This window comes from Paraburkholderia sp. RL17-373-BIF-A, assembly GCF_046030175.1.
Taxonomy (GTDB): Bacteria; Pseudomonadota; Gammaproteobacteria; order Burkholderiales; family Burkholderiaceae; genus Paraburkholderia.
Genome location: NZ_JARESO010000082.1, coordinates 1 through 12,311 on the forward strand (window position 1 = coordinate 1; position 12,311 = coordinate 12,311).

The 12,311-nt window shown below is 62.2% G+C and carries 12 protein-coding genes and 1 other RNA gene; 5 read left to right on the top strand and 8 right to left on the bottom strand.

Annotated elements, in window-relative coordinates; genetic code table 11:
- Positions 1-415: 415 nt before the first annotated feature.
- Genes P0D80_RS44340 through lptF form a run of 3 tightly spaced genes read right to left on the bottom strand, consistent with a single transcriptional unit; the run spans position 416 to position 3,048 of the window.
- Positions 416-787: a sirohydrochlorin chelatase gene (locus P0D80_RS44340; protein ID WP_408293690.1), complete on the bottom strand. Its 372-nt coding sequence runs from the start codon at positions 785-787 to the stop codon at positions 416-418.
- An 11-nt stretch (positions 788-798) separates the two neighbouring features.
- A complete protein-coding gene (gene lptG / locus P0D80_RS44345) occupies positions 799-1,947 on the bottom strand; it encodes an LPS export ABC transporter permease LptG (RefSeq protein WP_132375739.1) in 1,149 nt (382 codons plus the stop codon).
- 3 nt (positions 1,948-1,950) lie between these two features.
- Positions 1,951-3,048, bottom strand: a complete 1,098-nt coding sequence (gene lptF / locus P0D80_RS44350; RefSeq protein ID WP_132375737.1) for an LPS export ABC transporter permease LptF — start codon at positions 3,046-3,048, stop codon at positions 1,951-1,953.
- 137 nt (positions 3,049-3,185) lie between these two features.
- Between lptF and P0D80_RS44355 the strand changes: the two genes are divergently transcribed.
- From P0D80_RS44355 to P0D80_RS44365, 3 genes are all read left to right on the top strand, one after another.
- On the top strand, positions 3,186-4,712 hold the full coding sequence (locus P0D80_RS44355) for a leucyl aminopeptidase (protein WP_132375735.1): 1,527 nt from the start codon (positions 3,186-3,188) through the stop codon (positions 4,710-4,712).
- Between the two features lie 58 nt (positions 4,713-4,770).
- Complete coding sequence (locus P0D80_RS44360) at positions 4,771-5,187, top strand: DNA polymerase III subunit chi (RefSeq protein ID WP_408180711.1); 417 nt, start codon at positions 4,771-4,773, stop codon at positions 5,185-5,187.
- A gap of 92 nt (positions 5,188-5,279) precedes the next feature.
- Entirely contained in the window at positions 5,280-6,005 is a 726-nt protein-coding gene (locus P0D80_RS44365; protein ID WP_408180710.1) for a DUF2486 family protein, read from the top strand.
- Between the two features lie 151 nt (positions 6,006-6,156).
- On the opposite strand, the gene P0D80_RS44370 is transcribed toward P0D80_RS44365, so the two are convergent.
- Positions 6,157-6,495, bottom strand: coding sequence for a c-type cytochrome (locus tag P0D80_RS44370; protein ID WP_132375729.1), 339 nt, complete (start codon positions 6,493-6,495; stop codon positions 6,157-6,159).
- 174 nt (positions 6,496-6,669) lie between these two features.
- Entirely contained in the window at positions 6,670-8,343 is a 1,674-nt protein-coding gene (gene ilvD, locus P0D80_RS44375; RefSeq protein ID WP_408180709.1) for a dihydroxy-acid dehydratase, read from the bottom strand.
- Positions 8,344-8,516: 173 nt separating this feature from the next.
- Here ilvD and P0D80_RS44380 point away from each other — a divergent pair, with 173 nt between their 5' ends.
- Complete coding sequence (locus P0D80_RS44380; protein ID WP_408293697.1) at positions 8,517-9,503, top strand: LysR family transcriptional regulator; 987 nt, start codon at positions 8,517-8,519, stop codon at positions 9,501-9,503.
- Between the two features lie 114 nt (positions 9,504-9,617).
- Positions 9,618-10,523, top strand: coding sequence for a prolipoprotein diacylglyceryl transferase (lgt, locus tag P0D80_RS44385; protein WP_132375724.1), 906 nt, complete (start codon positions 9,618-9,620; stop codon positions 10,521-10,523).
- Between the two features lie 105 nt (positions 10,524-10,628).
- Here the strand turns inward: lgt and P0D80_RS44390 are convergent, their stop codons facing one another.
- The 3 genes from P0D80_RS44390 to ssrS form a co-directional block, all read right to left on the bottom strand.
- The gene (locus P0D80_RS44390) at positions 10,629-11,360 is read right to left on the bottom strand and encodes an SIMPL domain-containing protein (RefSeq protein ID WP_408293702.1); all 732 of its coding nucleotides are present in this window, start codon (positions 11,358-11,360) and stop codon (positions 10,629-10,631) included.
- A 187-nt stretch (positions 11,361-11,547) separates the two neighbouring features.
- A complete protein-coding gene (locus P0D80_RS44395) occupies positions 11,548-12,006 on the bottom strand; it encodes an EVE domain-containing protein (protein WP_132375720.1) in 459 nt (152 codons plus the stop codon).
- 107 nt (positions 12,007-12,113) lie between these two features.
- A non-coding RNA gene (gene ssrS / locus P0D80_RS44400) (6S RNA) lies at positions 12,114-12,295 on the bottom strand.
- Positions 12,296-12,311: the final 16 nt, after the last annotated feature.

Genomic DNA, 12,311 nt, shown 5'->3' on the forward strand with positions numbered 1-12,311 from the left:
GGCACTTACTTCTCTTTGCCGCCGCAAAGAGAAGTAAGCAAGAGAAAGCGGCTCAAACCGCTAGCTTATAAGTGGGTCCCCCGCGCCGTCGCGGTAGTGGTACATCTGGAATCTGTGCTCTCCCACATTCCGCTTTCGTGACAAGGCAGTCATTCTTCCGGCAGCGCTGCGCGCGCCGTCGCGGTCGTTCTGCAAACAATCGCTTCGTTTTTTTCTTCGCCGACATTTCCGCGGCGTTCTAATTTTGCGTGTCACGGACCCGCTTAAGAATTAGCGGTGTGAGCCGTTTTCTTTTGCCTACTTTTCTTTGCGGCAGGCAAAGAAAAGTAGGTGTCGCCCCGCACAGGGGCAACGCTAATAGACCACGATGAATTCAAGGAAAGGCCAACGCCCAAAGAGCACAAATTTAAAGCAATCAAACCTGCCGCAGACAATACTCCGCGACAGCGTCCAACACAGCGTCATCCTCACCCACAGCACCAGCACACTTAATAAGAGCAGAGGGATGCAATGCCTGGCATTGCTCGATAATTAAAGGCAAATCCTTCCTCACATGCCCCCCTTGCCCAAAAAACACAGGCACAACGGTAACCACATGACAGCCTTGAGCGACAAGGTCTCCCACAGCTGTAGGCAAATCCGGCTCCATCAATTCAAGAAACGCCAACGCCACAGGCCGAGCGCCGAAAGAAGCGTCCCGCAACTTGATAGCCAGCCTCTCAAATGGCTCCCGCCACCGCACATCCCTCGCGCCATGCCCAAACAAAACAATCCCATGCATAGCCATGACGCACGCCCCTAGTGACGATCAACCCACTTCAACCCAACCAACCCAAGCACAAGATAAACCAACCCTGGCGTAGCCGCGGTCAAAGGAGCGGGCCAGGTATTCAACGTCCCGATATGCGAGAACAAGGTGTTGAACAACTGAAAACTCATCCCCAGCATGATCCCGCCGAAAACCTTCATCCCAACAACACCAGCCCGCGTATGCAAATAGGCAAACGGCAACGACAAAACCAGCATCACAAACACCGCAAACGGATAAAGCAGCTTGCGCCACAACGCAATTTCATACCGCTGCGTATCCTGATGATTCTCGGTCAAATGCTGGATATACCGGAACAGATTGAACATCGACATCCGATCCGGCGACACCAGCAGCACCGACAGAATCTGCGGCGTCAATTCAGAGCGCAGCGAATACTCCGGCACAGTGACTTCCTTCGCCCGATACACCGGATCCAGCGCATCGGCGGGCGTACCCGGAGGAGGGGGCACATCGATCAATTGCGTATCGGTCACGCCGGTCAACTGCCAATGACCCGGCGGCTGATACTTGCCGCTCTTCGCGGTCCGCACATTCGAGAGCCGGAACTTCGAATCGAATTCGTAGATGCGCACGTTGCTGATCGTCGCATCCGGCTTCAACTCGCCGACGTTCACAAAGCGCGTCACTTGCTCGCCGTCCGCGCGTGCCGTGAGCGTATCTTTCACCCACACACCGGACTCGAAATTGCTCGACACAGAAGACCCCAGCGCCTCGAGCCGCACGCGCTCCGACAATTGATCCGTGTACGGCCCAACCACTTCGCCGATCAAATAAGTCAGCAAAACAAGCGGAATGCCGATCTTCAACAGTGAACGCAACGCCTGATTCGTAGCGAGCCCGGATACACGGAAGATCGTGTACTCGGAATTCGCCGCCATTTGCGCGAACACATAGATCGCGCTGATCAGCGCCGCGACCGGAATGATCTCGTAGAAGCGCGAAGGCGTTTGCAACGCAACCCGCAGCACGGCGTACTGGAACTTGTAATTACCGTGCCCGACCGAATTGAGTTCGTTGATCAGGTCGAAGAAGAAGAACAAACCCGAAAACGCAAACAGAATAAAGATGAACGTGAGGTAGACCTGACGCGCGAAATACTTTTCATAGATGCGCATCGGTCAGGCTCCCTGCGAACGGCTGAACATCGCGCGCGTGATGAGCGGCCGGTTGCGCACGCGCAGCCAGAAAATAAACGCGACGATTGCCGCGACGATCACGTGCAGACCCACCAGCCCGACCGGGAACGACATCTTGCCCTGCTCGATCCACGACTGCACCACGTTCAACAAATTCGAATACGTCAGATAGATGAGCACCGCCATCACCAGATTGATGGTGCGACTGCGCCGCGGGTTCTGATGCGCGAGCGGAATGGCCAGCAGCATCAGATTGATCGCGATGAGCGGCAGCCCGGCACGCCAGGCGAATTCGGCGAGATTGTCGTTGGTCGGATTGCGCAGCAGCGTGAGCGTGGGTGTGCCGGTGGTGGTCGGCGTATTGACGACCGGCTGACTCTGGATTTTCACGCCGTAGCGCTCGAACTCCATGATGCGGAAATCCGGCTGGCCCGGCTGCCCGTCGTAACGGCGACCGTTTTCCAGCACGACGAAACGATCACCGTTCTTACGCGTCTCGGTATGGCCGGTTTTCGACACGACCACGTTGACCTTGCCGTTTTCCGTGCTGGTCACGAACACGTTTTCGACGCGCGCCTGGTCGGGAGACATCTTCTCGATGAAGAACACGCGGTGGCTGGTGGCCGATTCGCGGAACTGACCCGGCGCGAGCAGCGAGACCTCGTCGCGCTGCTGGAAGCGCGCGCGGATCAGCTTGCTCTGCTGATTCGACCACGGCCAGCCAACAAACACGAAGAACATGATGAGGATGATGATCGGCGTGGCAAAAATGCCGATCGGCTTGATGAATTGGGTCAGACTGACACCCGAGGACAGCCACACGACCATCTCGGAGTCTTTGTACCATCGGGTCAGGACGAACAGGATCGACACGAACAGGGTCGCGACGAGCATGATCGCCAGGTAGCCGATCACGGTCAGGCCGATCAGGACCAGCACGTCGCGCGGGTCGATCTCGCCCGAGGCTGCGAAGCCGACGATGCGGATCATCATCGTCGTCAGCACGAGCGTGAGGAGAACCATGAACACGGCACCAGCCGTATACGCGAGTTCGCGCTGGAGGGAGCGTTCGAAGATCATTATTGATGATGAGAGGGGGCGCTCTCAGTGGCGCACGGGTTGCTTCCCGTCACACCTCCGGTGCAGCCGCCGCAGGAAAAATAGCGGATAATTGCGGCTTTCATCCTAAGCCCAGATTTTATCCGAGGACAAGCGCGATGGACTTTAGCATAAAAGCCTGTGATTGGACCAAAGGCTCGTCAAACGGTTTCCTGACTGGGAAATCCGATTGCATCGTAATCGGCGTGTTCGAGTCGCAAACCCTGTCGGGCGCGGCTCTCGAGATCGACGAGGCCACCCGCGGCCTGCTGAACCGCATCATCAAGGCCGGCGACATGGACGGCAAGGCCGGCACCACGCTGTTCCTGCACGAAGTGTCGGGCATCGGCGCCTCCCGCGTTCTGCTGGTCGGCCTCGGCAAGCAGGACGCTTTCAACCAGAAAGCCTACGGCGAAGCCGTGCGGGCCGCCTGGCGCGCGCTGCTCTCCACCAAGATCGTCCAGGTCACCTTCACGCTGGCGCAGCTGCCGATCCTCGAACGAACGGCCGATTGGGGCGTGCGCGCCGCAATCCTCGCGCTGCGCGAACTGACCTACAAGTTCACGCAGATGAAGAGCAAGCCGGACAATTCGGCGCGCGCCTTGAAGCGCATCGTCTTCAGCGTCAACACGGGCGACGAGAAGACCGCCAAGCTGGCCGCGAAGCAGGGCGCCGCGCTCGCCAACGGCATGGACCTGACGCGCGACCTCGGCAATCTGCCGAGCAATGTCTGCACGCCCACCTACCTGGCCAACACCGCCAAGAAGCTCGCCAAAGACTGGAAGCTGAAGGTCGAAGTGCTGGGCGAAAAGCAGTGCGAAGCGCTCAAAATGGGCTCGTTCCTGTCGGTCACGGCCGGCTCGGTCGAACCGGCGCAGTTCATTGTGCTGCAGTACCAGGGCGGTGCCGCGAAAGCCGCGCCGGTCGTGCTGGTCGGCAAGGGCGTGACCTTCGACACGGGCGGCATTTCGCTGAAGCCGGGCGAAGGCATGGACGAGATGAAGTACGACATGTGCGGCGCCGGTTCGGTGCTGGGCACGTTGCGCGCCGTCGCCGAAATGGGCTTGAAAATCAACGTGGTCGGCATCATTCCGGCGGTCGAGAACATGCCGTCGGCCACGGCCACCAAGCCGGGCGACATCGTCACCAGCATGAAGGGCCTGACGATCGAAGTGCTCAACACGGACGCGGAAGGCCGCCTGATCCTGTGCGACGCACTGACCTACGCCGAGCGCTTCAAGCCGGCGGCGGTGATCGATATCGCCACGCTCACGGGCGCTTGCATCATCGCGCTGGGCCACCATAACAGCGGCCTGTTCTCGAAAGACGACGCGCTGGCGGGCGAGCTTCTCGACGCATCGCGTGAAGCGTCCGACCCGGCCTGGCGTCTGCCGCTCGACGACGAGTATCAGGACCAGCTCAAGTCGAACTTCGCGGATATGGCCAACATCGGCGGCCGTCCGGCGGGCAGCGTGACGGCGGCGTGCTTCCTGTCGCGCTTCACCGACGCCTATCCGTGGGCGCATCTGGACATCGCGGGTACGGCATGGAAGAGCGGTGCGGCGAAGGGCGCCACCGGCCGTCCAGTGCCGTTGCTCGCGCAGTTCCTCATCGACAGGGCCGCGGACGGTCGCGCCGCACAATGACGCAATGCAGTAAAGACGCAGGCGCGGCTGCAATCGCAGACGCAAAGCGGAGCCGCCGATGACGAGAATCGACTTTCATTCGAACGTCGGCGATTCGCTGCTGTATGCGTGCCGTCTGATCCGCAAGGCGTATCAGGCGGGCCAGCCGACCATTGTGCTGGCCGAGCCGGCGCGCCTGAAGGCCTTCGACGAACAGTTGTGGACCTTCTCGCCGCTCGACTTCGTGCCGCACTGCATGGCGGGCACGCCGCTCGCCGCGCAAACACCGATCGTGCTGGCTTCCAGCCTCGACGATGTGCCGCATCATCAGGTGCTGCTCAATCTGGGCGCCACGGTGCCGGCGCAATTCGCGCGCTTCGAGAGATTGCTGGAAGTGGTCGGTAACGCACACGAGGAACTCGCCGCGGGCCGCGAACGCTATCGCTTCTATCGCGATCGCGGCTATGCTTTGAACAACTACAAGCAAGGCAGCTAGGTCCCATTCGGTCCGCGTCGCCTGTGTCTGATCTCAGGCATCCGGCGTGCACGCGGGCTGCTTCAGCTTCGACTCAAACACGGAGAGCGCACGTGTCCGATCCCAATGACGATTCCATCCCGGTTCTGCACGAGGTTCTCGTGCAGGGTCATTCTGTGCCGGCGCGGCATGCTTCGAGCGATGCGGCCGAACTCGATGGCCCGCGCGAACCCAGCTTCAAGGCCGAGCCCGTCCTTGCGCCGCAGCCGGTGCTGACGCCCGAGCAGGTGAGGTCGCCCGAGCCGGTGCTCGCGGCGGAGCCGTTGCGGGCACAGGAACCGACTCTCGCACCGCAGCCGCGTACGCCGCAAGATGCCGCACACGCGCCGCAGCCGGCGCATCCGGCCGACCATCATCATCATCATCCGAAAAAGCGCTCCCGGGCGCACCACGTCGCAGAGCCGCGGCATGCGCATGACGACGCGCACGCGCCGTCGGCGGGCGTATTCGATCGGGCGGAGCCGATCACGCCGCTCGAGGCGGGCTCGACCGTACCGCCGGATATCGCGCGCGAAGGCGCCGTCGAGGCGCCACTGGATCTGGATCTGGATGTCGACGTCATCGCCGAACGTCTGCGCAGACGCGTCGCCGGTTTCCTGGCGGGCGACGGGCGCAGCGTGATCGAGGAACGCTGCCGCGAGACCTTGCAGGCGCACACGGGCTGGCTCATCGACCAGATCACGCGCGAAGTGGCGCTGACGCTAGAGAATGAGATGACAAGCTGGGTGCGGGAAGCGGTGCTGGAAGAGATCGCGCGGCGCGCCTCGGGCAGCGCGTGATCGTGTGAGGTGAGGCGCGGGCGCGTTGAGTGGCGCCGCCTGCTGCGTGCCGTTCAGCTTAAGCACTGGCGCCGTGGTTCGACCATCTACTGGGGACTGCGTGCGCTGGGAGCGTAGCCTGCGCGCGGCGCCTTTCGCGAGGCGCTCGCTATCATTTGAGCGTCAACACCCAACTTGCCAGCGTAGCCGCCTGATCAGGCGTGAGCTGCGTGTTCGCAGGCATCGGCACCGGACCCCACACGCCCGTGCTGCCGTCCAGAATCTTGTGCTGCAGATAAGTGGCGGCGTCTTCACGGCCGGCATATTTCGCCGCGACATCATGCAGCGCCGGTCCCATGAAGGAACGCGTGACCGAGTGGCAACTCATGCAGTTCTGCTGCTGGGCGAGCGCGAGGCCAGCAGCCTCGGCATTCGCCGCCGGACTGCCGGCACTCAACGCGGCGCCCAGCGCGACGGCGGCTGCAAGCGCTGTGTGCGACTTTGATCTCATTCTGGTCTCCGTCGGTGCAAGTGCCCGACTCGTGGTGCCAGCATTATAAAAGGAAAGGGGCGCACGGTTTTCCGTGTACCCCTTTCGCTTTTACGTAGCTTTACGCGTGCTTGCACGGCTGTCGTCGCGCCGCCGGATCACGGACGTTCACCGGCGGCCAGCCGTCGCCGTTGCTTAGCCCGTTATCGCGCCCTTGTTGGCCGGCTGCGCCAGTGCGAAGTACTTTGCCATCACGCCGCGCGTGTAACGCGGCTTCGGCTGTTGCCATGCGGTGCGGCGGCGCTCCAGCTCGGCGTCGTCGATGTTCAGTTGCAACAGCAGCTTGTGCGCGTCGATGGTGATCGAGTCGCCTTCCTGCACGAACGCGATCGTGCCCCCCACGAAGGCTTCCGGCGCGACGTGGCCGACCACCATGCCCCACGTGCCGCCCGAGAAGCGCCCGTCGGTGATCAGGCCGACGCTCTCGCCGAGGCCCTTGCCGATGATCGCCGAGGTCGGCGCGAGCATCTCCGGCATGCCGGGGCCGCCTTTCGGGCCGAGGTAGCGCAGCACGACGACGTCGCCGGCCACGATCTTGTCGGCCAGAATCGCTTCCAGCGCGCTTTGCTCGTCGTCGAACACGCGGGCCGGGCCGGTGATGACCGGGTTCTTCAGACCGGTGATCTTGGCGACCGCGCCATCGACGGCCAGATTGCCCTTCAGGATTGCGAGGTGGCCTTCCTTGTAGAGCGCCTTGTCGATCGGGAAAATCACCTGCTGATCGGCGCGCGGCTTGCCCGGCACGTCCTTTAGCTCTTCCGCGATGGTCTTGCCGGTGATCGTGATGCAATCGCCGTGCAGCAGGCCCGCGTCGAGCAGGATCTTCATGACCTGGGGGATGCCGCCGGCCTTGTGCAGATCGGTCGCCACGAACTGACCTGAGGGCTTCAGGTTGCAGATCACCGGCACCTTCTTGCGCATGCGCTCGAAGTCCTCGATGCTCCATTCCACTTCGGCCGCGTGCGCGATCGCGAGGAAGTGCAGCACGGCGTTGGTGGACCCACCGGTGGCCATGATCACGGCCACGGCGTTTTCGATCGACTTCTTCGTGACGATGTCGCGCGGCTTCAGATCCTTCCTGACCGCTTCGACCAGCACACGCGCCGACTCAGCCGCCGAGTCGACCTTTTCCTGGTCCGGATTGGCCATCGTCGACGAATACATTAGCGACATGCCGAGTGCCTCGAACGACGAGCTCATGGTGTTGGCGGTGTACATGCCGCCGCACGAACCCGTTGACGGGCACGCGTTCTGTTCGATCCCTTCGAAATCTTCCTGCGACATCCGCCCCGCCGTGAATTCGCCGACGGCTTCGAACGACGACACGATGGTCAGGTCGGTGCCTTTCCAGTTACCCGGACGGATCGTGCCGCCGTACACATAGATGCTCGGCACGTTGGTGCGCAGCATGCCGATCATGCCGCCCGGCATGTTCTTGTCGCAGCCGCCGATCACGACCACGCCGTCCATCCACTGCCCTTGCACGCAGGTCTCGATGCAGTCGGAGATGACTTCGCGCGACACCAGCGAGTACTTCATGCCTTCGGTGCCCATCGACATGCCGTCCGAGATCGTCGGCGTGCCGAAGATCTGCGGATTCGCGTCGGAGCCCTTGATCGCGGCGACGGCGGCGTCGGCGAGACGCTGCAGGCCGGCGTTACACGGCGTGATCGTCGAGTGGCCGTTGGCGATGCCGATCATCGGTTTGTCGAAGTCGGCCTTCTGGTAGCCGAGCGCGTAGTACATCGAGCGATTCGGCGAACGCGCCACGCCTTGCGTGATGTTCTTCGAACGACGGTTGTATGCCATGGGAACTCCAGTCTGTTTTGTTTTGATCCGCGCTGCGGGTTCTTGCCTCGCCGGCGTGGGCGGCCGGCGGCATCCGTCCAGTGTAGTCCGACGTGTCGCGCAAGGATGCAGTTTTGCGATGTGCGTGTCCAATGTATTATTCGAGCTTCATTAGGTCGTAAAATGTATCAATCATGCTGCCTGCCATTCCCGATCTGCGCCAGTTGCGCTATTTCGCTACCGTCGCCGAAGAAAAGCATTTCGGGCGCGCGGCCGTGCGTCTGTCCATGACGCAGCCGCCGTTGTCGCAAGCCATCCGGGCGCTCGAAGAGACGCTCGGCGTCGAATTGTTCGCGCGCACCAAGCGTTCGGTCGAACTCACGTCGGTCGGCGCCGATCTGTTGCCCGAGGTGCAGCGTCTGTTGGCGAGCGCCGAGGGCCTGCGGCCGCTCGCGCAGAGCCTCGCGCGCGGCGAGGCGGGCGTGTTGTCGCTGGCTTTCGTTTCCACCGCGGACTACGGCCTGCTGCCGCTGTTGCTGCGCGATTTCGGCGCGCGCCATCCGCGTGTGCGGCTGGAATTGACCGAAGCCACCAGCGACGTGCAGGTGGACGAACTGGTGGCCGGGCGCATCGACGCGGGTCTCGTGATCGCGCCGCTGCCGCCCCGCCACGCCACCCAGCTCTCGTGGCTGCCGATCGCGCGCGAGCCGCTGGTGATCGCCATGTCGACGGACATGGCAGCGCGCGTGGCCAGCGTCAGCGGCGACGATGCCGACCCGCGCGCCGAATGGCTGGACACGCCGATCAGCCTGCGCGACGTCGCCGATGCACCGCTCGTGGTCTTCCCAAGACGTCTGGCGCCAGGCTTTTATGACATCATTATGGATTGCTACGGCGTGGCGGGCCTCGCGCCCCGGGTCGGCCAGGAAGCGATCCAGATGCAAACGATCGTAAGCCTCGTGTCGGCCGGCATGGGTGTCGCACTGGTGCCGCAATCGTTGCGTAATCTGCGCCGCACCGGCGTCGTGTACCGGCCGCTTTCCGAGTCGGTGCCCGCGATCGAGACGGGCCTCGTCTGGCGGACCGCGGAGGTGAGCCCGGTGCTGGCGGGCTTCATCGACATCGTGCGGGCGCATGCGTCGACCGTCGAGGCGCAGCCATCCACCGCGCCGCGCATTTAGACGCGTCCTCGCGAACGCATTGCCGGCCGGACCGTCCAATGCATGCACCGCAAGGTGCGGGCAGTGCCGCCCACCCAAACCTGCTTCTGAACCTGAACTGCCCATAACAACACGATGCTCATTCACCCCAATTTCGACCCCGTTGCCATTCATCTGGGGCCGCTCGCAGTGCGCTGGTATGGACTGATGTACCTCGTCGCGTTCATCGCGGCGATCGTCGTCGGCCGGCTGCGGTTGCGTTTGCCTTACGTCGCCGCGCAAGGCTGGACCGCCAAAGATATCGACGACATGCTGTTTTACGGCGTGCTGGGCACGATTCTCGGCGGCCGGCTCGGCTACGTGCTGTTCTACAAGGCGAGCTTTTATTTCGCGCATCCGCTCGACATCTTCAAGGTGTGGGAAGGCGGCATGTCGTTTCACGGCGGCTTTCTCGGCGTGACGTTTGCCATGGTGCTGTTCGCGTACCAGCGCAAACGCTCGTGGCTGCAAGTTACCGACTTCGTCGCGCCGATGGTGCCCACCGGCCTCGCGGCAGGGCGCCTCGGCAACTTCATCAATGGCGAGTTGTGGGGCCGCGTGACCGATCCGTCGGCGCCGTGGGCCATGCTGTTTCCGGGCGCCGCGCCCGACGACGCCGCGTGGCTCACCGCGCATCCGCAATTGGCCGCGCAATGGCATCTGAACGAAGTGTTCGCGCAATATCACATGCTGCCGCGCCATCCGTCGGAGCTGTATGAAATCGCGCTGGAAGGCGTCGCGCTGTTCTTCGTGCTGTTCTTCTTCTCGCGCAAACCGAAGCCGATGGGCGCGATTTCCGCCGTGTTTCTGATCGGCTACGGCCTCGCGCGCTTCACGGTCGAATTCGCGCGTGAGCCGGACGATTTCCTCGGTCTGCTGGCCATGGGGCTTTCCATGGGCCAATGGCTGTCGCTGCCGATGATCCTCGCCGGTATCGCCATGCTGGTGTGGTCTTATCGCCGCGCGCGTCGTGAACCGGCGCAGGCGGTCAGTGCGAGTTGATCTGACTGACCGCTACGTTTTATCGTAGCCAATGAGAAAAAGCCACGGCATGCCGTGGCTTTTTCTCTTACTGCGTCAAAGCACCGCTGCGACCAGTAAAGCGCGTTACTTCATCTGCACCGAGCCCGACACATTCACAGTCACCGTCGACGTGCCGCCTTCGATCGGCACCGGCGCCGAAGCCTTCGCGTCGGCGCCCATGGCGCGTGCGCTCATCATCATCATCGGACGCGGCATCACGCCGTTGTGGCCGAGGTTGACCTCGCGAATCGAATAACCGCTGTAGCCGAACGCCTGCGCGGATGAAGCGGCCTGCTCGCGGAACGACTTGATCGCTTCGCCGGTGAGCTTCTGCTCGGCCGCGCGCTGCGCTTCAGGCGAGAGCGAGAACTGCACGTTGCCGACCTGCATGATCGATGCCATTTGACCCGCGAGTTTCGACACCGCGGCGAAGTCGTGCGATTCGAGCACGATCTCCGTGCGGCCGCGCCATGCGGAAATGCGCCCGTCACGGTCGGTGGACGGATAGATCGCGAACGAACCCGTGCGTGCCGTTACGCCGTTCACACCCTTGGCCTTTTGCAGCGCCGAATCGGCGCGCTGGTTCAGCGTTGCCGTGAGCGCCGACGGATCGCTCGCTTCCTGCTCGTAGAACAGCGTGATATCGACGACGTCTTGCGGCACTTCCGCGCTGGCCTGCGCGTTGAGCGACAGCACGCCGGCCGGCTGATATTGCATGACGCCTTGCGCGCGTGCGACGGCCGGCGTCAGTGCGAGCGCGGCAGGCGCGGCGCAGACGAGAGCGAAAGCGAGTGCACGTGCGGTGTTTTTCGTCATTGTTGGACTCCTTGCTTGAACAGGTTGTGCACGATCGGGGCAAGCGCCGCGCAATGGCACGGCGTTTGCGAGTCCCGTTTTTGAGTCCGTTAGGCGCTTGTAACCTGAGCTTGGTTCCCCGGTTTGACGTTGCTTTAACGTTTGCGTGTGCATGAATACGCGTCGCGCATCCATCAGGCATGCAAGCTCAAGCGAGCCGCTTGGTAATGAAGCGCCATTCGGCTTCGGTCACCGGCGTGATCGACAGGCGGTTGCCTTTGGCGAGCACGCGCATGTCCTTGAGTTCGTCATGCTCGCGCAGCGCGGCGAGCGGAATCAGCGGGATCTTCTTCTTGAACACCACATCGACGAGCACCCAGCGCGGCGTTTCCTGCGACGACTTCGCGTCGTAATAGGGACTCTTCTTATCGAACTGCGTGGGGTCCGGATACGCGGTGGACGATACCTCGGCGATACCCGCGATGCCGGGCTCGGGACAGCTCGAGTGATAGAACAGCACACCGTCGCCGACCTGCATCATGTCGCGCATGAAATTGCGCGCCTGATAGTTGCGCACGCCGGTCCACGGCAACGTGCGATGCGGTGCGTTGGCGAGATGATCGATGCTTGCTTCGTCCGGTTCGGACTTCATTAGCCAGTAGCGCATGAATCGAATTGAACGTTAAGGGGTTGAAGATGCGGAGAAAATCGGCGTACAAAAAACAGCGCCCAAAGAAAAACGGCACCGAACCGAAGTCCGATGCCGTTCTAAATAAGGTCCCCGCCTTAGCCGCTAGGCCGGCATCCTGAACCGGGGGTTCAGAATTGGTCGCAGTTAGCAACACTTCGGGTACATCAGACAGAGTGACGCGCACACCCGTGCTACAAATTTCCGCAACCGTGCACATGGCATTGGTTCAAGGAATATATGACCTTGGCGAACCAGGCAGGGAAGCTAAACCGATGAAGCTG